9 protein-coding genes are annotated in these 23223 nt (G+C 64.2%); 8 read left to right on the top strand and 1 reads right to left on the bottom strand.

Annotated features, from left to right (window positions below; translation table 11 throughout):
- Nucleotides 1-23: 23 nt before the first annotated feature.
- The 8 genes from ntrB (at nucleotide 24) to A3A9_RS0118605 (ending at nucleotide 15350) form a co-directional block, all read left to right on the top strand.
- Nucleotides 24-920: a nitrate ABC transporter permease gene (ntrB, locus tag A3A9_RS0118640; protein ID WP_027060130.1), complete on the top strand. Its 897-nt coding sequence runs from the start codon at nucleotides 24-26 to the stop codon at nucleotides 918-920.
- 10 nt (nucleotides 921-930) lie between these two features.
- Nucleotides 931-1728: an ABC transporter ATP-binding protein gene (locus A3A9_RS0118635; RefSeq protein WP_027060129.1), complete on the top strand. Its 798-nt coding sequence runs from the start codon at nucleotides 931-933 to the stop codon at nucleotides 1726-1728.
- A 4-nt stretch (nucleotides 1729-1732) separates the two neighbouring features.
- Nucleotides 1733-4183: a nitrite reductase large subunit NirB gene (gene nirB / locus A3A9_RS0118630; protein ID WP_027060128.1), complete on the top strand. Its 2451-nt coding sequence runs from the start codon at nucleotides 1733-1735 to the stop codon at nucleotides 4181-4183.
- Between the two features lie 217 nt (nucleotides 4184-4400).
- Nucleotides 4401-4730 (top strand): nitrite reductase small subunit NirD, encoded by a 330-nt coding sequence (nirD, locus tag A3A9_RS0118625; protein WP_027060127.1) that lies wholly within the window; start codon nucleotides 4401-4403, stop codon nucleotides 4728-4730.
- A 4-nt stretch (nucleotides 4731-4734) separates the two neighbouring features.
- Complete coding sequence (locus tag A3A9_RS0118620) at nucleotides 4735-7413, top strand: nitrate reductase (RefSeq protein ID WP_027060126.1); 2679 nt, start codon at nucleotides 4735-4737, stop codon at nucleotides 7411-7413.
- 115 nt (nucleotides 7414-7528) lie between these two features.
- A complete protein-coding gene (locus A3A9_RS0118615) occupies nucleotides 7529-8938 on the top strand; it encodes an MdtA/MuxA family multidrug efflux RND transporter periplasmic adaptor subunit (RefSeq protein WP_027060125.1) in 1410 nt (469 codons plus the stop codon).
- Nucleotides 8935-12069, top strand: coding sequence for an MdtB/MuxB family multidrug efflux RND transporter permease subunit (locus A3A9_RS0118610; protein ID WP_027060124.1), 3135 nt, complete (start codon nucleotides 8935-8937; stop codon nucleotides 12067-12069). The genes A3A9_RS0118615 and A3A9_RS0118610 overlap by 4 nt, the downstream gene beginning before the upstream one ends.
- Nucleotides 12066-15350, top strand: a complete 3285-nt coding sequence (locus tag A3A9_RS0118605) for an efflux RND transporter permease subunit (RefSeq protein ID WP_027060123.1) — start codon at nucleotides 12066-12068, stop codon at nucleotides 15348-15350. Before A3A9_RS0118610 ends, A3A9_RS0118605 begins: the two co-directional genes overlap by 4 nt.
- A 230-nt stretch (nucleotides 15351-15580) precedes the next feature.
- On the opposite strand, the gene A3A9_RS0118595 is transcribed toward A3A9_RS0118605, so the two are convergent.
- Nucleotides 15581-23215 (bottom strand): MBG domain-containing protein, encoded by a 7635-nt coding sequence (locus A3A9_RS0118595; RefSeq protein WP_161634515.1) that lies wholly within the window; start codon nucleotides 23213-23215, stop codon nucleotides 15581-15583.
- Between the last annotated feature and the right edge of the window lie 8 nt (nucleotides 23216-23223).

The raw sequence follows: 23223 nt of genomic DNA, 5'->3' as shown, positions 1-23223 counted from the left end.
CCCTCACGGAGTTTTCCCCAGACATGTCGATCCAGACTATCGAGGACACAAAAGTGAAGGCGTTTCCTACGCCGGCCAAACCGGCTGAAGTGATCGCCTTCACCGCCAGGGCGCGGCGCCGCTTCGATCCGCTCGTGATCGCCGGCAGACTGGCGAGCGCACTGGTGCCGCCAGTTATCGTTATCACCCTGATGCTCATCGTCTGGCAGGTCGCCTGCTCGTCGCCCACATCAAGCCTGCCGCCGCCCAGCCAGGTGTGGAACGAGGCCTATGATTTGATCGCGCATCCGTTCTTCAACAATGGCCCGCAGGATATTGGCCTCGCCTGGCGGGTGCTGATCTCCCTGCAGCGCGTCGCCATCGGCTTTGGCCTCGCGGCGATCGCCGGCGTGGCGCTCGGCGCGCTGGTCGGCCAGTCGATCTGGGCGATGCGCGGCCTCGATCCGGTGTTCCAGATCCTGCGCACCGTGCCGCCGCTGGCATGGCTGCCGCTGTCGCTGGCGGCGTTCCGCGATTCCAGCCCTTCGGCACTGTTCGTTATCTTCATAACCTCGATCTGGCCTATTATCATCAACACCGCCGTCGGTGTCCGCAACATCCCGCAGGATTACCGCAACGTCGCGCGCATCCTGCGGCTCAACCAGTTCGAATTCTTCGTCAAGATCATGGTGCCGGCCGCCGCGCCCTACATCTTCACCGGCCTGAGGATCGGCATCGGCCTGTCCTGGCTCGCCATCGTCGCCGCCGAAATGCTGACCGGCGGGGTCGGCATCGGCTTCTTCATCTGGGACGCGTGGAACTCGTCGCGGCTGCCCGACATCATCGTCGCGCTCGCCTATATCGGCGTCACCGGCTTCTGCCTCGATCGCCTGGTCGCTGGCCTCGGCGCCTTCGTCACCCGCGGCGCAACGGCAAAGTGAGGAAAGCGCCATGACGGCCTATCTGAAACTCGACCATATCGACAAATCCTTTGCCCGTGGCAGCCAGGTCAGCGAGGTGTTGAAGGACATCAGGCTGACCATCGACAAGGGCGAATTCGTCTCCATCATCGGCCATTCCGGCTGCGGCAAGTCGACTTTGCTCAACCTGATCGCCGGACTGACCAAAGTGTCCGCCGGCGCCGTGCTGCTCGAGGACAAGGAAGTCGACAGCCCCGGCCCCGAACGCGCCGTGGTGTTCCAGAACCACAGCCTGCTGCCTTGGTTGACCGTCTACGAAAACATCAACCTGGCGGTGTCGAAAGTCTTCGGCCGCACGAAGAGCAAAGCCGAGCGGCATGACTGGATCATGCGCAATCTCGACCTCGTGCAGATGGCGCACGCCCGGGACAAGCGCCCGGCTGAGATATCCGGCGGCATGAAGCAGCGCGTCGGCATTGCCCGGGCGCTCGCCATGGAGCCGAAGATCCTGCTGCTCGATGAGCCGTTCGGCGCGCTCGATGCGCTGACGCGCGCTCATCTGCAGGACGCGGTTATGGATATCCATTCCAGGCTCGGCTCGACGACGATCATGATCACCCATGATGTCGACGAGGCGGTGCTGCTCTCCGACCGCATCGTCATGATGACCAACGGCCCGGCAGCGACCATCGGCGAGGTGCTTGCCGTGCCGCTGGCGCGGCCGCGCCGCCGCGTCGAGCTCTCTTCCGACCGGACCTTCCTGCGCTGCCGCGAGGCGGTGCTGAAGTTCCTCTACGAGCGCCACCGCTTCGTTGAAGCCGCGGAGTAACGCCATGAGCGAAAGACTTGTCATCATCGGCAACGGCATGGCGCCCGGGCGCATGCTGGAGCACCTTCTGGAGCAGGCGCCGGGCCGCTACGCCGTCACCATCTTCAACGCCGAACCGCGCGTCAATTACGACCGCATCATGCTGTCGCCGGTGTTGTCGGGCGAAAAGGCGTATGAGGAGATCATCATCCATGGCGATGGCTGGTACATCGCCAACAACATCACGCTCTACAAGGGCCACAAGATAACAGCCATCGACCGGACGGCCAGGACGGTCACCTCCGATCACGGCGTCACCGAGCCCTATGACAAGCTCGTCATCGCCACCGGCTCGGTGCCGTTCATCATTCCGGTGCCCGGCCATGATCTGCCGGGCGTGCTCACCTATCGCGATCTCGACGACGTACAGGCGATGATGCTCGCCGCGCAGTCCAGAGCCAAGGCAGTGGTCATCGGCGGCGGCCTGCTGGGTCTCGAGGCCGCGGCCGGCTTGAACCTGCAAGGCATGGAGGTCACCGTGCTGCACGTCAATCCAACCTTGATGGAGCGTCAGCTTGACCCGGCCGCTGGCTATCTCCTGCAGCGCGCCATCGAGGAGCGCGGCATCAAGGTCATCACCAAGGCCAACACAAAGGCGATATCAGGCAATGGCAAGGTCGAGCAGGTCGAGCTTGCCGACGGCACCATCATTCCAGCGACGCTCGTTGTCATGGCGGTTGGCATCCGGCCGAACGCCGCTCTGGCCAAGGAGGCCGGCATCGCCGTTAACAGAGGCATCGTCGTCGACGCCGGCATGCGCAGCAACGACCCCGGCATCTACGCGCTCGGCGAGTGCGCCGAGGTCAACGGCATGGTCTACGGGCTGGTGGCGCCGCTCTACGAAATGGCGCGCGTTGCCGCCAGCCAGCTGGCAGGCAACGAAGCAGCCGCGTTCGCCCATATGGACACACCGACCAAGCTCAAGGTCACCGGCATCGACCTGTTCTCGCTTGGCGACTTTGCCGAGGGCGAGGACCGCCAGGAGATCGTGCTGCGCGATGCCTCGGCCGGCGTCTACAAGCGCCTGGTTCTGAAGGACGACCGCATCATCGGCACCGTGCTCTATGGCGAGACGGCGGACGGCGCCTGGTTCAACGATCTGAAGAAGAAGCAGACCGACATATCGCAGATGCGCGATACGTTGATCTTCGGTCAGTCCTACCAGGGGGGTGCCCCGCTGGACCCTATGGCGGCCGTTGCAGCCTTGCCGGATGATGCGGAAATCTGCGGCTGCAACGGCGTCTGCAAGGGCAAGATCACGGGTGCGATCGCGGCCAAGGGACTTACCTCGCTCGACGATGTGCGCGCCCACACCAAGGCCTCGGCCTCCTGCGGTTCCTGCACCGGGCTGGTCGAGAAGCTAATGGTGATGTCCATCGGCGACAAATACAATCCGGCCGCCGTCCAGCCGATGTGCGGCTGCACGACGCTCGGCCATGACGAGGTGCGCCGGCTGATCATCGCCAAGCGGCTGAAGACCATTCCCTCCGTCATGCAGGAGCTGGAATGGACGACCTCCTGCGGCTGCGCCAAATGCCGGCCGGCGCTCAACTATTACCTCGTCTGCGACTGGCCGGATGGCTATGCCGACGACTACCAGTCGCGCTTCATCAATGAGCGTGTCCACGCCAACATCCAGAAGGACGGCACCTATTCGGTGGTGCCGCGCATGTGGGGCGGGGTGACCAATGCCGCCGAACTGCGCGCCATCGCCGACGTCGTCGACAAGTTCGAAATCCCGATGGTCAAGGTCACCGGCGGCCAGCGCATCGACATGCTCGGCATCCGCAAGGAGGACCTGCCGGCGGTGTGGGCCGATCTCGGCCAGGCCGGCTTCGTTTCCGGCCATGCCTATGCCAAGGGCCTGCGCACGGTGAAGACCTGCGTCGGCTCTGACTGGTGCCGCTTCGGCACGCAGGATTCGACGGGGTTTGGCGTCCGCATCGAGAAATTCATGTGGGGCTCGTGGACCCCGGCCAAGGTCAAGATGGCGGTATCGGGCTGCCCGAGGAACTGCGCCGAGGCGACCTGCAAGGATGTCGGCGTCATCTGCGTCGACAGCGGCTACGAGATCCATTTCGCCGGCGCCGCCGGCCTCGACATCAAGGGTACCGAAGTGCTCGGCCTGGTCAGGACCGAGGACGAGGCGCTGGAGCATATCGTGGCGCTGACGCAGATGTACCGCGAGCAGGGCCGCTACCTCGAACGCATCTACAAATGGGCCAAGCGCATCGGCATCCCCGAGATCAAGCGCCAGATCATGGAAGATGGCGAAAAGCGCAAGGCCTATTACGAGCGCTTTGTTTTCTCCCAGAAATTCGCCCAGGTCGATCCATGGTCGGAACGTGTCTCCGGCAAGGACAAGCACGAATTCCAGCCGATGGCTTCCGTCGGGTTTGCGCAGGCGGCGGAGTGATGGAAATGTCAGCGCGAGGCACCCCCCTCTCGCCTGCCGGCCATCTCCCCCGCAAGGAGGGAGATCGGATGTCATCCTGGCTTTCGCCAATCTCCAACCTGGCAAGATGGGCGCCGTCCGCGAAGCTGCCAATCTCCCCCCTTGCGGGGGAGATGTCCGGCAGGACAGAGGGGGGTGCCTGGGCGCATTTCTATCAAGCAGAAGCACGGGTGCCCACATGAACTGGATCGCCATCGGCGCCCTCTCCGACATCCCCCGCCGTGGCGCGCGCTGTGTCACCACGCCGCAAGGCAAGGTGGCCGTCTTCCGCACCCAGGACGATCAGGTCTATGCCATCGACGATCATTGCCCACACAAAGGCGGGCCGCTCAGCCAGGGCATCGTGCATGGCACGGCGGTGACCTGTCCCTTGCACAATTGGGTGATCTCGCTGGAGACAGGCAAGGCGCTCGGCGCCGACGAGGGCGTGGTGCGCACCATACCGGTCAAGGTCGAGGGCGAGCGCCTGTTCCTGGCGCTGGAAGCGCTGGCCAGCCGCGCCGCCTGAACAGATGGAGATTGACGAGGCACGCGAGGTGAGGACCACTTGCCCCTATTGTGGGGTGGGCTGCGGCGTGCTGGCGAAGGTCGCCGCGGACGGGCAAGTCACCGTCCGTGGCGACCCCGATCATCCGGCGAATTTCGGCCGGCTCTGCTCCAAGGGGTCGGCACTGGCCGAGACCATCGATCTCGACGGCAGGCTGCTCCATCCGGAGATCCACGGTCGTCGTACTGACTGGGACGAGGCGCTCGACCTCGTCGCCTCGACCTTTTCAAGAACCGTTGCCGAGCATGGCCCGGACGCGGTCGCCTTCTATGTCTCCGGCCAGTTGCTGACCGAGGATTATTACCTCGCCAACAAGCTGATGAAGGGCTTTGTCGGCTCGGCCAACATCGACACCAATTCGCGCCTCTGCATGGCCTCGTCGGTTGCCGGGCACCGCCGCGCCTTCGGCTCCGACACGGTGCCGGGCACTTACGACGACTTGGAACTCGCCGAACTCATCGTGCTGGTCGGCTCCAACCTCGCCTGGTGCCACCCAGTGCTCTACCAACGCATCGCGGCTGCCCGGGAAAAGCGCCCGGAGATGAAGATCGTGCTGGTCGATCCACGTCGCACCATGACCGCAGATATCGCCGACATGCATCTGGCGATCGCGCCGGATGGCGACGACGCCCTGTTCACCGGTCTGCTCGCCTGGCTTGGCCGGCACAACGCGCTCGACCGTGCCTATATCACCGCGCACACGACCGGTTTCGGGCAAGCGCTTTTCGCCGCCTCGGCCCTCGATCTTGCCGGCGTTGCCGCGGCCACGGGCCTCGGCGAAGACGAGCTTGTCCGTTTCTACAGCCTGTTTGCCGCGACCGCGAAGACGGTGACGGTCTACAGCCAGGGCGTGAACCAGTCGTCGTCCGGCACCGACAAGGTCAACGCCATCATCAACTGCCATCTCGCCACCGGCCGCATCGGCAAGCCAGGCGCAGGGCCATTCTCGGTGACCGGCCAGCCCAACGCCATGGGTGGCCGCGAGGTCGGCGGCATGGCCAACATGCTCGCCGCCCATATGGAGATCGAAAACCCCGTGCACCGTGACCGTGTGCGGCGCTTCTGGAATGCGTCTGCGGTCGCCGAAAAACCCGGTCTGAAGGCGGTCGAGATGTTTCAAGCCGTGGCCGACGGGCGCATCAAGGCGCTATGGATCATGGCCACCAACCCGGTCGATTCGATGCCGGATGCCGATGCCGTCGAAACGGCAATCAAATCTTGTCCGTTCGTCGTCGTGTCGGATGTGCTTGCCAGAACGGACACCGTGCGCCACGCCCATGTCCGCCTGCCCGCCGCCGCCTGGGGTGAGAAGGATGGCACCGTCACCAATTCCGAGCGCCGCATCTCGCGCCAGCGGTCGTTTTTGACGGCACCCGGCGAGGCGCGACCCGACTGGTGGATCATTGCCGAAGTAGCGCGGCGGATGGGTTTTGGCGAGGCGTTTGCGCATGAGACGCCAGCCGAGATTTTTGGCGAGCACGCGGCGCTGTCTGGGTTTGAGAATGATGGCGCGCGGGATTTCGATATTGGGTTTTATGCTGGGGTCGATGCCGAAAGCTACGCATCCCTTGAACCATTCCAATGGCCAGCGCCGAGGCCAGGAGGAGGCGCGACTGGGCGCCAACCTGTTCGCTTCTTCGCCGACGGCAATTTCTACACCCCCGACGGCAAAGCCCGCTTCATCGCCATCCGCGCCACCACGGAAACCCGCACCAGCCCCGATTTCCCGCTCATCCTCAACACCGGCCGGATCCGCGACCACTGGCACACCATGACGCGCACCGGCAAAAGCCCGCGCCTGTCCCAGCACATCGCCGAGCCCTTCGTCGAAATCCACCCGGTGGACGCGCGGCAGCACGGCATCGGCGACGCCGACATCGTGTGCATCTCCAGCCCGCGCGGCGACGTGCTGGTCCGCGCCCTGATCACGCCGCGTCAACGCCAAGGCAGTGTCTTCGCGCCAATGCACTGGACCGACCAGTTCGCGGCAAAAGGCCGGCTCGACGCGCTGACCACGCCGCTGACCGATCCAGTCTCCGGCCAGCCTGCATTGAAACATGTTGCGGCTCGCATCGAAAGATTCGCCGCAAAGGCCTTTGGTTTCGCCGTGATGCGAGAGAAGCCGGGACTGGTTGACACAAGCTACTGGGCGATTGCCAAATGCCGGGGCGGATGGCGGGTCGAGCTTGCCTTTGCCGACGACACTACCGACTGGACAGCCTTCGCCGGCTCGCTCTTCGATGCGCCCCTGGCCGAAATGCTCGCCTATCACGACGGCGACGCCGGCCAGCACCGCATCGCCGCCTTCGACGGCAACCAATTGTCTGGCGCCCTGTTCATCGCACCCGGCCCCGTCGCGGTGTCGCGCGGCTGGGCAGCACAACAGCTCGAAGAGATCCACGCCAGCCAGCGCGAGCGCTTCAGGATCGTCGCCGGCCGCGCCGGCGCCGAACGGCCCGATGCCGGTGCCACCGTCTGTTCCTGCTTCAACGTCGGGGTCAACCAGATCGTGGCCGCGGTGGCGGCCGGCTGCACGACCGTCGAAGCCATCGGCAACGCGCTGAAGGCCGGCACCAATTGCGGTTCCTGCCGGTCCGAGATCCGCGCGATCATCGAGGCAAACCGGGTTCAGGCCGCCGAGTAAGCGGCATCCGGGGCGATTAACCAGTCCGCGACACCGCGCCAAACCTGTCCAACTGTTAATTCGACTTCGTCAGGGTTCGGTCATATTGGTTGCGCCAGGGGTGAGAGATGCCGCCATGGACCAGCAACTGGAAATGCCCCTGCACACGACCGTCACGCCACGCCGTTCGCGTGGCTGGATCCCGTGGCTGATCTTCATTGCCATTGTCGCCGCCACTGGCGCCTATCTCTATCAGCGTCCGCATGTCGAGGCCAGGCAGCCCGGCGGCCGGCGCGGCGCGCAGCCGACGACGATCGGCGCCGCAGCCATCGAAAAGGGCACGATAGACGTCACCCTCAACGCTCTCGGCACGGTGACCTCGCTCTCCACCGTCACCGTCAAGTCGCAAGTCACCGGCCCGCTCATCCAGGTGAATTTCAAGGAGGGCCAGGACGTCAAGAAGGGCGACCTGCTGGCTGAGATCGATCCCCGCCCCTTCCAGGCAGCGCTGGCCCAGGCCCAGGGCCAGCTGGTGCGTGACCAGGCTATGCTCAAGGATGCTGGGCTCGACCTCGTTCGCGACCAGAAGCTGGTGGCCCAAGGTGCGGCGACGCCCCAGACCCTTGACGCGCAGGTCGCCCTTGTCGCGCAGGACCAGGGCTCGGTTCAGGTCGACCAGGCGATGATACAGACCGCCACTCTCAATCTCGACTATTGCCGCATCCTCTCTCCAGTCGACGGACGCGCCGGCCTGCGCCAGGTCGACCAGGGCAACTATGTCACCCCTGGCGACGCCAACGGCATCGTCATCATCACCCAGGTGCAGCCGATCAGCGTGCTGTTCACCGTGCCCGAAGATGAATTGCCGACAATCGCGCAACGCATGCAGCAGGGCGCCACGCTGCCCACATCCGCCTTCGACCGCGCTGGCGCCAAGAAGCTTGCCGACGGCAAGCTCGAGACCTTCGACAGTCAGATCGACCCAAGCACCGGCACGATCAAGCTGCGAGCGAGCTTTGCCAACGAAACACGCGTCCTCTATCCCAACCAGTTCGTCAACGTCGCGCTGCTGGTCGACGAGCACAAGGACGTGGCGATCGCCCCGATCGCCGCGATCCAGCGCGGCCTGCCCGGCACCTTCGTCTACCTGGTCAACCCAGACAGCACCGTCTCCGTGCGCAAGATCACGCTGGGCGTCACCAATGGCGAGCGTGTCGAGATCCTCGCCGGCCTGAACCCCGGCGACCGCGTCGTCGTCGACGGCGCCGACAAGCTCCGTGACGGTGCCCATATCAACCTTCAGCAGGACGGCCAGGCTCCGGCACAGCCTCAGGCGACGGCGCCAACCCCAGCGGCGAACCAGGCCACAGGGCCGGCACAGACATCAGCCCAGACCTCACCCCAGGCAGCAGCGCCATCGGATGGACAGACGCCAAATGGGCAGACGTCAAGTGGGGAGACGTCAGACGGACAGGCGCCGGATGGCACGGCACACAAGCATCAGGGCCACAAGCACCGTCACGCGGAGTCCGGGCAGCAGCAATGAGCCCGTCGCGAGCCTTCATCCTGCGACCGGTGGCGACATCGCTGTTCATGGTCGCCATCATGCTGTCTGGCCTGCTGGCCTACCGCTATTTGCCGGTCTCGGCGCTGCCCGAGGTCGACTATCCCACCATCCAGGTGCAGACCTTCTATCCCGGCGCCAGCCCTGATGTCATGACGTCCTCGGTCACCGCACCGCTGGAAGTCCAGCTCGGCCAGATCGCCAACCTCAACCAGATGAACTCGGTGAGTTCGGCCGGGTCCTCGGTCATCACGCTGCAGTTCAGCCTGGCGATCTCGCTCGATGTCGCCGAACAGGAGGTGCAGGCCGCCATCAACGCCGCCGGCAATCTTTTGCCGGCCGACCTGCCGGCGCCGCCGATCTACGCCAAGGTCAATCCGGCCGACGCGCCGGTGCTGACGCTGGGCCTGACCTCGGCGACGATGCCACTGCGCGATGTGCAGCAGCTTGCCGACACTAGGCTGGCGCAAAAGATATCGCAGTTGCCCGGCGTCGGCCTGGTCAGCCTCAGCGGCGGCCAGCGGCCTGCTGTTCGCGTCCAGGCCGATCCGCGCAAGCTCGCCGCCTACGGTCTCAACCTCGACGATCTGCGCACCACTTTGGGCAGCGCCAATGTCAACACGCCGAAGGGCAATTTCGACGGACCGTCACGCGCCTATACCATCAACGCCAACGACCAGTTGAAGAGCGCCGACGAGTACCGTTCGCTGATCGTCTCCTACAAGGACGGCGCGCCGGTGCGCTTAAGCGATGTGGCCGATGTGGTCGACGCCACCGAGAACAACCGGCTCGCCGCCTGGATGAACAGCACGCCGGCAATCATCCTCAACATCCAGCGCCAGCCCGGCGCCAACGTCATCGACGTCGTCGATCGCATCAAGGCACTGCTGCCGCAGCTCCAGGCCTCGCTGCCGAACGCCGTCGACGTGAAAGTTTTGACCGATCGCACCACGACCATCCGAGCCTCGGTGCGCGACGTCGAATATGAGCTGACGCTGTCGATCATCCTGGTCGTGCTTGTGATTTTCGTCTTCCTGCGCAGCGCGCGCGCCACGCTGATCCCTAGCCTTTCGGTTCCCCTGTCGCTGGTCGGCACGCTGGGCGTCATGTACCTGTTCGGCTTCAGCCTCGACAATCTGTCGCTGATGGCGCTGACCATCGCCACCGGCTTCGTCGTCGATGATGCCATCGTCGTCATCGAGAACGTCGCGCGCTATGTCGAGGAGGGTGCCACGCCACTGCAGGCGGCGCTGAAGGGCTCGCAACAGATCGGCTTCACCATCATCTCGCTGACCGTGTCGCTGATCGCGGTGCTGATCCCGCTTCTGTTCATGGGCGATGTCGTCGGCAGGCTGTTCCGCGAATTCTCCATCACGCTCGCCACCACCATCCTGATCTCGGCCGTGGTGTCGCTGACGCTGGTGCCGATGGCCTGCGCCAAGCTGCTCAAGCCGGTGGCGGCGGTGCGCGAAAACGCCTTGCAGCGCGCCAGCCGCGACTTCTTCGACTGGGTGATCCGGGGTTACGGCCGGGCGCTGACCTGGGTGCTAGACCGGCAGACGCTGATGCTGGTGGTGGCGGCGGCGACGCTGGTGCTGACGGCGGCGCTCTACGTGGTCATCCCCAAGGGGTTCTTCCCGGTGCAGGACACCGGCGTCATCCAGGCCATATCAGAGGCGCCGCAGTCGATCTCCTATGCCGCCATGGCTGAGCGCCAGCAGCAGCTGGCCGCCATCATCCTCAGGGATCCCGATGTCGACAGCCTGTCGTCCTTCATCGGCGTCGACGGCACCAACACCACGATGAATGTCGGCCGCATCCTGATCAACCTCAAGCCGCATGAACAGCGCACCGCCGATATCACGCAGGTCATCGCGCGCCTGAAACAGGAAGCCGCTTCGGTGGCCGGTGTCACGCTCTACCTGCAGCCGATTCAGGACCTGACCATCGACGGCCAGGTCAGCCGCACTCAGTACCAATTCGTGCTCCAGGACGCCAATGCCGACGAACTGGGAGAATGGACGCCGAAGCTGCTCGCAAAGCTGAACACGCTGCCGCAGCTCGCCGATGTCGCCAGCGACCTGTCGAACAGCGGCCTTGCCGTCTTCGTCGACATCGACCGCGACCAGGCCGCCCGCTTCGGCATCACACCGGCGACCGTCGACAACGCGCTCTACGATGCTTTCGGCCAGCGCATGGTCTCGACCATCTACACCACATCAAGCCAGTACCGCGTCATTCTCGAGGCCGCCCCGTCCGAGCAGGATTCGCTCAAGGCGCTCTCCTCGGTCTACCTGCCGTCATCGACGGGCGGTGCGCCGGTGCCGCTGTCGGTGGTGGCAACCACCCATATCGCCACCACGCCGCTGCAGATCACCCATATGGGTCAATTCCCGGCCACCACCGTCTCGTTCAACCTGGCGTCCGGCGCGTCGCTGGGCGAAGCGGTCACCGCGATCGACAAGGCGCAGGCCGACATCGGCATGCCGCTCAGCATCATCACCAGCTTCCAGGGTGCCGCGCGCGCCTTCCAGGCCTCGCTCGACAACACTCTGTTCCTAATCCTGGCGGCGGTGGTGACGGTCTATATCGTGCTCGGCGTGCTCTACGAAAGCTTCATTCACCCGATCACCATCCTGTCGACGCTGCCCTCGGCCGGCATCGGCGCGCTGTTGGCGCTGATGATCGCCGGCCAGGATCTGACCATCATCTCGATCATCGGCATCATCCTGTTGATCGGCGTGGTCAAGAAGAACGCCATCATGATGATCGACTTCGCGCTCGACGCGCAGCGCCATGAAGGCAAGACACCGCGCGAGGCGATCTACCAGGCCTGCCTGCTACGCTTCCGCCCGATCCTGATGACGACGCTGGCGGCGATGCTGGGCGCGCTGCCGCTGATGCTGGGCACCGGCGTCGGCTCGGAACTGCGCCATCCCCTGGGCGTCTCCATCGTCGGCGGCTTGCTGCTCAGCCAGTTGCTGACGCTGTTCACCACGCCGGTCATCTATCTCTGGTTCGACCGCATTGCCGCCCGCCTGCGAGGCGTTGAGCCCAACCTGCCCCGTGCCCCCGATCTTCCCCACGGACATGGCGCGGACGCCAGGCCATGAACCTGTCGGTTCCCTTCATCCGGCGGCCGGTGGCGACGACGCTGCTGACCATCGGTCTGCTGGCTGCCGGACTGGTGGCGTTTCCGCAATTGCCGGTGGCGCCGCTGCCGGCGGTCGACTACCCCGTCATCTCGGTGTCGGCCTCGCTTCCTGGTGCGAGCCCCCAGGTGGTGGCAAACACCGTCGCCAGCCCGCTCGAGCGGCATCTCGGCGAAATCGCCGATGTCAACGAGATGACCTCATCGAGCAGCGTCGGCAGCGCGCGCATCACCTTGCAGTTTGGCCTCGACCGCGACATCGACGGCGCCGCGCGTGATGTCCAGGCAGCGATCAACGCCGCGCGTGCCGATCTGCCGTCAAGCCTTCGCTCCAACCCGACCTATCGCAAGGTCAATCCCGCCGACGCCCCGATCCTCATCCTGTCGATGACATCGGACACTTTGTCCAAGGGCCAGCTCTTCGATGAAGCCAGCACTGTTCTGGCGCAGAAACTCTCGCAGGTCGACGGCATTGGCGAGGTGTCGGTGGGCGGCAGCTCGCTGCCGGCGGTGCGCGTCGAGCTCAACCCGCAGGTGCTCTATGATTACGGCATCGGCCTGGAGGATGTGCGTGCCGCCCTTGCCTCGGCCAACGCCCACAGCCCCAAGGGCGCCATCGACGTCGGCCAGCAGCGTTATCAGATCTACGCCAACGACCAGGCCAACCAGGCCGACGCCTACCGCTCGCTGATCGTTGCCTACCGCAACGGCGCGCCGGTCAGGCTTTCCGATGTCGGCCAGGTCAACGATTCCGTCGAGAACATCCGCAATGCCGGTCTCGCCAACGGCAAGCCGGGCGTGCTGATCATCCTCAACCGGTCGCCCAACGCCAACATCATCGCGACGGTGGACCGGGTGAAGGCGCTGTTGCCGACGTTGCGCGCCTCAATCTCGCCGGCCATCGACCTGTCGTTGGCGGTCGACCGCTCGACCACCATCCGCGCCTCGCTGAGCGAGGTCGCGCAGACGCTGATGATCGCCATCGGCCTGGTGATCCTCGTCGTCTTCGCCTTCCTGCGCGACGTGCGCTCGGCGCTGGTGCCGATCGTGGCGGTGCCCGTATCCCTGGTCGGCACGCTGGGCGCCATGTACCTGATGGGCTTCAGCATAGACAATCTGTCGCTGATGGCGATGACGGTGGCCACCGGCTTCGTCGTCGACGACGCCATCGTCGTGCTCGAAAACATCGCCCGTCACACCGCTTCCGGCATGGGCCGCATGGAGGCGGCGATCAAGGGCTCCCAGGAAGTCGGCTTCACCGTGCTGTCGATGAGCCTGTCGCTGATCGCCGTCTTCATCCCGATCCTGCTGATGGGCGGCATTGTCGGACGGTTGTTTCGCGAATTCGCCATAACACTCTCGGCGGCGATCCTGGTCTCGCTCGTCATATCGCTGACCACCACCCCGATGATGTGCTCGATCCTGCTGCGACCCGAGCGAGAACGTGAACACGGCCGGCTCTACCGCTTGAGCGAGAGTATCTTCGAGGGCATGCTGAGTGGTTATCGCCGGTCGCTGTCCTGGGCACTGGACAACCCGCTGCTGATCATGGCGGTGCTGGCGGCCACGCTTTGCCTCAATGGCTACCTCTATGTCACCATCCCAAAAGGCTTCTTCCCGCAGCAGGATACCGGACGGCTGACCGGCTCGATCCAGGCCGACCAGGCGACCTCCTTCCAATCGATGTCGCAGAAGCTCAGCCAGTTCGCCGACATCGTCAGCAAGGATCCGGCCGTCGACACCGCGGTCGGCTTCACCGGCGGCGGCCAGACCAATTCCGGCTTCATGTTCGTGTCGCTGAAGCCGCTGGCCGTGCGCAAGATCTCCGCCGACCAGGTCATCGCCAGGCTGCGGCCCGAGCTGGCAGTGGTGCCGGGCGCCACACTTTTCCTGCAGGCGGTGCAGGATATCCGCGTCGGCGGGCGGCAGTCGAACGCGCAGTACCAGTACACCTTGCAGGGCGACAGTTTCGACGAGCTTGCGGAATGGGCGCCAAAGCTCGCCGCCGCTCTGCAGACGGAACCCAGGCTCACCGACGTCAACTCAGACCAGCAGAACAAGGGCCTGGAAGCGGACGTCACCATCGACCGCGATACGGCAACGCGACTCGGCATAACCGCCAGCCAGATCGACAACACGCTCTACGACGCCTTCGGACAGCGCCAGGTCTCCACCATCTATGTCCAGCGCAACCAGTATCATGTCATCATGGAGGTGGCGCCGCAGTACTGGCAGAATCCGGACGCGCTGAACAAGGTCTATGTCAGCACATCGGGCGGCTCGGTGCATGGTTCGCAGGCGAGCAATGCGGTCGCCGGTACATTCGCTGTATCAGGCCAGTCCACCTCGGCTCAGTCGGTCGCCGCCGACGCCGCGCGCAACCAGGCCAACAATTCCATCACCAGCACCGGCAGGACGGCGGCTTCGACCGGTTCGGCGGTCAGCACCGGACAAGAGACGATGGTACCGCTGTCGGCCGTCGCGCATTACGGCCCCGGCAGCACGCCGCTTTCGGTCAACCACCAGGGCCTGTTCGTCGCCACCACGCTGTCGTTCAATCTGGCGCCGGGCGTAGCCCTCAGCGACGGCGTCGCGGCCATCAACGCGGCCGCCGACCGTATCGGCATGCCGGCCACCATCCATGGCAGTTTCCAGGGCACGGCGCGCGTCTTCCAGGACTCGCTCTCCGATCAGCCATTGCTGATCCTTGCCGCGCTGATTGCCGTCTATGTCGTGCTCGGCATTCTCTACGAAAGCTACGCGCACCCGCTGACCATACTCTCGACCTTGCCCTCGGCCGGCGTCGGCGCCTTGCTGGCGCTGACCCTGTTCAACATCGAGTTCTCGATCATGGCGCTGATCGGCATCATCCTCCTGATCGGCATCGTCAAGAAAAACGCGATCATGATGATCGACTTCGCGCTGGCTGCCGAACGCAACGAAGGCAAGCCGGCGCATGAGGCCATCTATCAGGCGTGCCTGCTGCGCTTCCGTCCGATCATGATGACGACCATGGCAGCACTGTTCGGCGCCGTGCCGTTGGCCATCGGCCTTGGCGAGGGTGCCGAACTGCGCCAGCCGCTCGGCATCGCCATCGTCGGCGGCCTGATCCTGAGCCAGATCCTGACCCTCTACACGACGCCGGTGATCTACATCTATGTCGACCGCCTCGGTCGCTGGGGCCGGCAGTTGCGCTCGCGGACCCGGTACCCCTGGCAGCCAGGTGTGCAGCCCGGCGAGTGAGGTGGGCATGGGAAGCCGGCTCACCGCTTCGATCACAAACTGTCAACTTTCCTGGGCTTCGCCCGCGCCGCCATGCGCCTGGCGTTGCGCCAGCAGCTGCGGCTGGCCGACCATATTCGCGGTGCCACGCTCAGCCAGGCCATGCCCGGCTGGCAAAGGTTCACGACCAGGATACCGAAGCCGACGCAAAGGACGATGACGCGCCGGGGCATTGACCGGCAACGCGCTCCTTACTGGATGGATGCAACACAGACCGACGCGGTCTGCGCCATATTCTGGCAGAAGGCGGGACCATCGAGGCGCGGATCCTCGACCAGCGCCCGGGCGTCGCCACTGGCGGGCTGCCCGGTGAAGAACACGGGACCCGGCTGGCCGCCACCATGGCCGGCCGCGCTGTAGGCGACGGTGCTGGCTGCATCCGGTGCCGGGACGGTGTTGGGCGGCGTGACGACCAGATCGGCGCCGATATAGGTCAGCTCATAATTGGCCGAAGCAGTGAGGCTTCCCTGTTCGATCGCGTAGTTGCCCGGGATGCCGGCAGGCGTAGCATCGGTCGAGAGCGCGCCGGTGAGCGTATCGCTGCCGACCAGTCCCAGTCCGCCGATCGTGTAGGTGAACGCGGGATTGGGCGTGCCTTGCGGCCGGCTTTGCGCATCCGCCACGACCGTGATGGCGCGCTTGCCGATGGTGAAATCCGAGCTGACATAGGTGATGTCGTAGTTCGAGTTTGCCATGTTCGTCAGCGTACCCTGGCCGATTTCATAGCTGCCTGCATTCTCACCGGCGGCCCTGTCCAGCGCGCCGACCAGGGCGACGCCATTGCCAAGATAGGAATAGCTGTAGCCATAGGACGACGGATCTGCATCGCCATAGGTCTTGCCCTGACCGGCATTCGCCGTGACCGTCACCGCTCGTTTGGCGATTCTGAAGTCGGCTCCTGCATAGCTGATGTCGTAGTTTGGATTGGCCTCGTTGGTGATACCGCCCTGGCCGATCGCATAGTTGCCGACCGTCTCTCCGGCAGTGCGGTCGAGAGCGCCAACCAGCGCCACGCCGGTGCCGAGGCTGGTGGACGTATAGCTGTACGAGGACGGATCGATATCGCCATAGGTCTTGCCTTGCCCGGCAGTCGCCGTCACCGTCACCGCCCGCTTGGCGATGCTGAAGTCGGCACCGACATAGGTGATGTCATAGTTCGAATTGTCAGCGTTGGTCAGTGTGCCCTGGCCGATTCCATAGGTGCCGGCATTCTCGCCCGAAGCACGGTCAAGCGCTCCGACCAGTGCCACGCCATTGCCGAGATCGGAGTAGCTGTAGCCGTAGGACGACGGATCCGCATCGCCATAAATCTTGCCCTGGCCGGCATTGGCCGTGACCGTAACGGCGCGTTTGCCGATGGTGAAGTCGGCGCCGACATAGGTGATGTCGTAGTCGGCATTCGAGCTCGCGAGAGTGCCTTGGCCTATGGCGTAGGTTCCCGCGCTTTCGCCCGCCACACGGTCGAGAGAACCAACCAGGTCAACACCATTGCCGAGATCCGAAACGGTGTAGCCATAGTATAGCGGATCGCTGTCGCCATAGGTCTTGCCCTGACCCGAATTGGCCGTCACCGTTATGGCGCGTTTGCCGATGGTAAAATCCGAACCGACATAGCTGATGTCGTAGTTGGAGTTGTTGGCGTCGGTCAGCGTACCCTGCCCGATCGCATAGGTCCCGACAGCTTCGCCTGCCGCGCGATCAAGCGTGCCGACGAGGGCCGCGCCGTTGCCAAGGTCGGAGACCGTATAGAAATAGGACGACGGATCGGCATTGCCGTAGGTCTTGCCTTGCCCGGAATTGGCCGTGACCGTCACTGACCGCTTGCCGATGCTGAAATCCGCCCCGACATAGGTGATGTCATAGTTGGAGTTGGCGGCGTTGGTGATCGTGCCCTGGCCGATCGCATAGGTGTCGACATCCTCGCCGGTTGCCCGATCGAGCGCACCGACAAGCGCCGCCCCGCTGCCAAGGTCGGAAACCGAATAGCCCAGGGACGGATCGGCATCGCCGTAAGTCTTCCCTTGCCCGGCAGTTGCCGTGACCGTCACCGACCGCTTGCCGATGGTGAAGTTCGAACCGACATAGCTGATGTTGTAGTTGGAGTTGGTCACATCCGTCAGGGTGCCGCGGCCGATGGCATAGGTGTTGGCATCCTCGCCCGCCACCCGATCGAGCGCGCCAACCAGTGCCGCACCGCTGCCGAGGTCGGAAACGCTGTAGCCGTAGGACGACGGATCGGCCTCGCCATAGGTCTTGCCCTGGCCGGAATTGGCCGTCACCGTAATGGCGCGCTTGCCGATGCTGAAACCGGCGCCGACATAGGTGATGTCGTAGTTCGAATTGTTGCCGTTGGTCAGCGAGCCTTGGCCGATGAGGTAAGTCCCGGCATCCTCCCCGTTCGCCCGATCAAGGGCGCCCACCAGCGCAGCACCATCGCCAAGGTCGGTGTAACTGTAGCCATAGGACGACGGGTCGGCATCACCGTAGGTCTTGCCTTGCCCGGCATTGGCCGTGACCGTGACCGCGCGCGGCGTCACGGAAAGGTTCGCGCCGACATAGTTGATCGCATAATTGCTGTTGGCGAGCGTGCCCTGTGTGATGCCGTAGCCGCCGACACCAGATGTGGTCGTCGCTGTTGTTGCGAGCGATCCCGTGAGGCTGTCGCCAGTGACGAAATTGCCCGAGGTCAGCTGATAGGTCAGTGCCGGATTGCTGTCGCCATAGGTCCGGCTCTTGGCATCGGCCGTCACCGTGATGGCACGCTGCGTCACCGCCAGATTGCCGCCGACATAGGTGATCGTATAGTTGCTGTTGGCGAGCGTGCCCTGCGTGATGCCGTAACTGCCGACACCGGATGTCACCGTCGCCGTTGTGGCCAGCGCACCCGTCAAGGTGTCGCTGTTAACCAGATTGCCTGAGGTCAGCTGGTAGGTCAGTGCAGGATTGGCGTCGCCATAGGCACGGCTCTTGGCATCGGCTGTCACTGTGATGGCGCGCTTCGTCACCGACAGGTTGGCGCCGACGTAGCTGATCGTATAGTTGCTGTTGGCAAGCGTGCCCTGGGTGATGCCGTAGCTGCCGACACCGGATGCCGTCGTCGCTGTTGTCGCCAACGAACCGCCAAGGCTGTCGCTGTTAACCAGGTTGCCCGAGGTCAGCTGATAGGTCAGCGCCGGATTGGCGTCGCCATAGGCATGGCTCTTGGCGTCGGCTGTCACCGTGATGGCACGCTTCGTGACCGACAGGTTGGCGCCGACATAGGTGATGGCATAGTTGCCGTTGGCGAGCGTGCCTTGCGTGATGCCGTAGCTGCCGACACCGGATGCCGTCGTCGCCGTTGTCGCCAGCGCACCGCTCAGGCTGTCGCCATTGACGTAGCTGCCTGAGGTCAGGTGATAAGTCAGCGCGGGGTTGGCATCGCCATAGATGCGGGTCTTGGCATCGGCTGTCACCGTGATGGCGCGGGGCGTCACCCCCAGGTTGGCGCCGACATAGGTGATCGCATAGTTGTTGTTGTTGAGGGTGCCTTGCGTGATGGCGTAGCTGCCAACGTCGGACGCTGTTGTCGCCGATGTCGTCAGGGCGCCGGTCAGGCTGTCGCTGCCGACAAGACTACCCGATGTGAGCTGATAGGTGAACGTCGGATTGCTGCTTCCGTAAGTGCGGCTTTTGCCGGCGGCAGTCACGGTGATCGCCCGCTGGCCTATGGTGAAATTGGCGCCGACATAGGTGATGTCGTAGTTCGAATTGTTGGCATTGGTAATGGTATTCTGGGTGATGGCGTAAGTCCCGGCATTGTTCCCGCCCGTGCGGCTAAGACTGCCGACCAGAGCCACACCGGCGCCCAGATCCGAAACGGTGTACGCATAGGACGACGGATTGGCATCGCCATAGGTCTTGCCCTGGCCCGGCGTCACCGTCACCGTCACCGCGCGCTTGCCGATGGTAAGCAGGCCCGCGCTGTTGTAGGCGAAGCCATAGCCGCTTAATGCCGCGAGGCTCCCGGCGCTGACTGTGATTGCATAGGACCCGGCGCCGGCCTGTGTGTTGCTCGGTGGATTGACGGACGTCACGCTTGGGCCGCCGCTGAAGGCCGTGGTGGCGGTATCGCCGAGATAAGCGCCGATCACGCCGGTCTGGTAGCCCGCCACCGAATAAGTCAGCGGCGGCAGGGCGGTGTCGCCATAGGTCTTCGTCGCATTGTTGGACGTGAAGGTCAGTGTCGGCTGATAGGCAAAGACGTAGCGGTTGCCGGCCGCGCTCACCGCTGCACCAGCCGTCGTGTTCCAGATCGCCGTGCTGCCGCTGTCCAGATTGCCGAATGTGTTGCCGGTCGGGCTCGCCGCATAGACCAGCCAGCGTCCGCTGGAAGCGGTGACGGCATCGCTGCCGCGGTTGTTGATGAATTGGCCGCCAGCGGCAAGCACGGGGTTCGCTCCGCTGACCGGCGCGTTCGCCGCGATGGTCAGGTCGCCCGTTGTCTGCAGCTTGACGGAACCCGTAGCGTTGACCCCGCTTGTGCCGACGCCGCGGGCATTGGAGGCGCTTGCGACCGTCAGGTTTGCGCCGTCGCGCAGATCGACGGAACCGATATTGCCGGCGACGCTGCTGATCTGGTTGCCGGCGCCATTGACCGCGAACGAGCCCGTGCCGCCGAGCCATAGGGAACCGGCGGTGATGGCGTTGCCGGTCGCCCCTTGCGTCAGCGTGCCATTTAATGACAGCGCGAGCGTACCGGTACCGACCGTGAGCGCCTGATTGAGGGCGAAGGTGGTGGCCGCGGTTTCGATCTGGCGATTGGCGAAGGACAGGCTGGCGACAGAGGTCGACCCGACGGCGGAAGCGTAGGCGCTGTTCAACGTCGAGAGCGAGGCGATCGAGCTATCCGCTTCATCGACGCGCCAGTCGCCATACACGTTCAGGTTGGCAGCATTTCCGGAAACGCCGGTTCGGAACGTGACGCCGTTCCTGGCGCCTGAGCTGTTGTCCGGATCGATGTCGGCAGTCGTAAAGGCGAGCACGCTGCCGGAAATCTGACCGGTCGGCACCACGATGTAATAATAGCCATTAACGCCGGTGGACACAGTGCCGAGGGAGACGCCGTTGGAGACGGCGCTAACGAGGCCGGGATTCTTTGTATAAAAGGGTTGGCCGGTGCCGGAAATCAGCGGTGTGTTGCCGGCGTCCCTGTAGGCAATGCCGGAGACCGCCTGTGCGCCGTTCGGGTAGAATGCCTTGAGATAGGGGTAGAGGCCACCCGCACCACCGCCATAGGCGGCGCTGAGGCCGCTCAGGCCGCCATTCTGGAAGCTGGCGGTCGACAATCCTACGATATTGACATTGGGACCCGTGGTGCCGCCGCCGATGGCAGGCTTGGCTGACGATGAGGTGTTGTAGGGACCGGATGTCGACGTGTCATAGGCGCCGGTGATCGTGCCGTCATAGAGATTGTTGCCTATGAATGCTCCGACATTCCACCCGCCACTGACTGCACCGGTCGAGTAGCTGTCGGTGATCCTGCCACCCTGGCCGACGAACGAGTAGCCATAGTTCACCCCGACGAGACCGCCGGCATTGGCGCCCGCGCTGCCGCCATCGACGGCGCCCATGGCATAGACGCGATCGATGGTTCCGAAATTGTTGAAGCCCACCGCTCCGCCAGCGCTGTTACTGTCACGCGCATTGACAACAACGGTGGAGAAGCTGTCCGAAAGTGCGCCATCATTTTCGCCGATGAGGCCGCCGGATGTGCTGCCATATTGCGTTACGTATATCTGGCCGCTCGAATAACTCTGGGTCAACGTGCCCGCATTATAGCCCACGATCCCGCCGAGCGTCCTGAACCCGCGGACCGTTGCATTGGTGACGCCGATATTCTGGACAAGCCCGCCGGCGCCGACAAAGCCGAACAGGCCGACATATTGGGCGGTTGGCTGCGTCACCGACAGTTTGTCGACGGCATGGCCAAGCCCGTCGAAGGTTCCGGTGAAGCCATTGGTGTTCAGAATATTGCTGTTGCCGTCGGTGCCCAACGATATGAAGCCGAGACCGCTGTTCCAGCCCGACGTGGCGCTGGCATCGATGTTCTTCGCCAGCGCATAGCTTCCAGTGAGGCCGCTGTTGATCGCCTGCAGCTGGTTGACGTCGTAGATCAGCGTGTAGCCCAGGCCGTTAATCGACAGCGCCTGGGCCCCTTGCGTGCCCGTGAAAGTGATCTCCGCGCCGAGCGCATAGGAGATCGTGCCGCCGCTACCGCCATTGTTGGTGACCAGCGAAAGTCCGCCGACACCGCCGATCATGGCGTTCACATTGAAGACGATCGAATGATAGGCGTTGAGCGTCAGCGTGTTGGTGTTCCAGCTGATCGGCGCGGCGATGGTGATGTCGCCGGCCTGCGAACCGCCGCTGCCCGTCGAGATGGTGACATTGGCCAGCGCCAGCTGGTTCTGCAACGTGGTGACGTTGATGACGCTGTCATTGGTGTTGGCCGAGAAACTGCCGCCAGTGTTGCCGACAGCGTTCGAGATGGTGACGTTGTAGGGATCGAGCAGAAGATCGCCGGTGTCGCCGAAGCGGGCGCGCAGGTCGACCTCACCGGTGTAATCGAGGTGCTGCTTGCCCGACACTTCCGTGAAGCCGCCATTGCCGCCATCCTCGCCACCGCGAGCCGAAATCTTGCCGGCGAAATTCGTCTGCTCGTCGGACCAGACGATCACGATGCCGCCATCGCCGGTGCCGGTGGCGTCGGCGTTGATTGTCGTGGCTGCATCGACCTCGGTCGTTGCCGCGCGCTGCAAGCTGCCGGAACCTTGCTTGTCGCCGCCGATCTTGACGGTGCCGCCGCCGTGCTTGCCCGAGGCATCGATGACGGCATGCTTGAGTTTCAGCTTGCGGCCGGTGACCGTGATCTTGCCGCCCTTGCCGCCGCTCTTCGCTGAGGCATCGAGCGTGCCTGTGATTTCGACAGGCCCTTCATCGCCGCCGAGCACAATGGCGCCCGATTGACCCGACACGGTGCGGGCTTCGATGACACCAGACATCTTGACCGCCTGGCGTGCGGCATCGCGCACCGCCGCGGCCTTGAGTTCGACCGTCCCGCCATCGGCGCTGATCAAGCCGGAATTGCCAACCAGCGCGCTGCTGCCATCGGCCTTGGTCGGCACAGAAACCTGCAAAAAGCCGTCGCCGGAGAGATCGAGCGTCGCCTTCTCGCCGGAGCCCAGTCCGACCTTGCCGAGCGGCACGCTGATCGATCCCGCATTGTCGACGCTGCCGCCGATCAGCGCCGCATAGCCGCCGCGGCCGATCGAAATGGAGCCTTCGTTGGAGACGGCCGCCGAAGCGCCCTTGCCCTGGAACTGCAGCTTGCCCGCCTTGAAGTCATCATCGCTGATGTCGAGCGAGGAGCCGACAAAGCCGGCGGCGCTGACCTTGCCGGTCTTGGAGATGGCAATGCCATTGGGATTGACCAGGAACACTTGGCCATTGGCGTTGAGTTGGCCAGCGATGGTCGACCTGGTGCCACCAGTGACGCGGTTGAGCATAGTCGAGGTCGACGTCGGCTGGTCGATGTTGACGGTCGCGCCGGCGCCGATCGAAAAACTCTGCCAGTTGACGATGGCCGAGCTGGTCGACTGCTTGATGCTGAGCTGCGATGACGACGGATTGGAGATGGTGACGCCGCCGGACGCAACACTGCCGCCGGTCGGCAGTTCCTGCGCCCGCGCCGACGTGAACCCGACAAGCGCCGTCGACGCCAGCAGCAGCGCCATCAGCGGTGCGCTGGTGCGGTTGAGATTGCGCGGTGAGAGAGGCTGGCGTTGCATGCTCATAC

Source organism: Mesorhizobium loti CJ3sym (assembly GCF_000472785.1).
Lineage (GTDB): Bacteria > Pseudomonadota > Alphaproteobacteria > Rhizobiales > Rhizobiaceae > Mesorhizobium > Mesorhizobium loti_E.
Note: the sequence above shows the minus strand (reverse complement) of the source record. Positions and strands in the feature narration are given on the sequence as shown.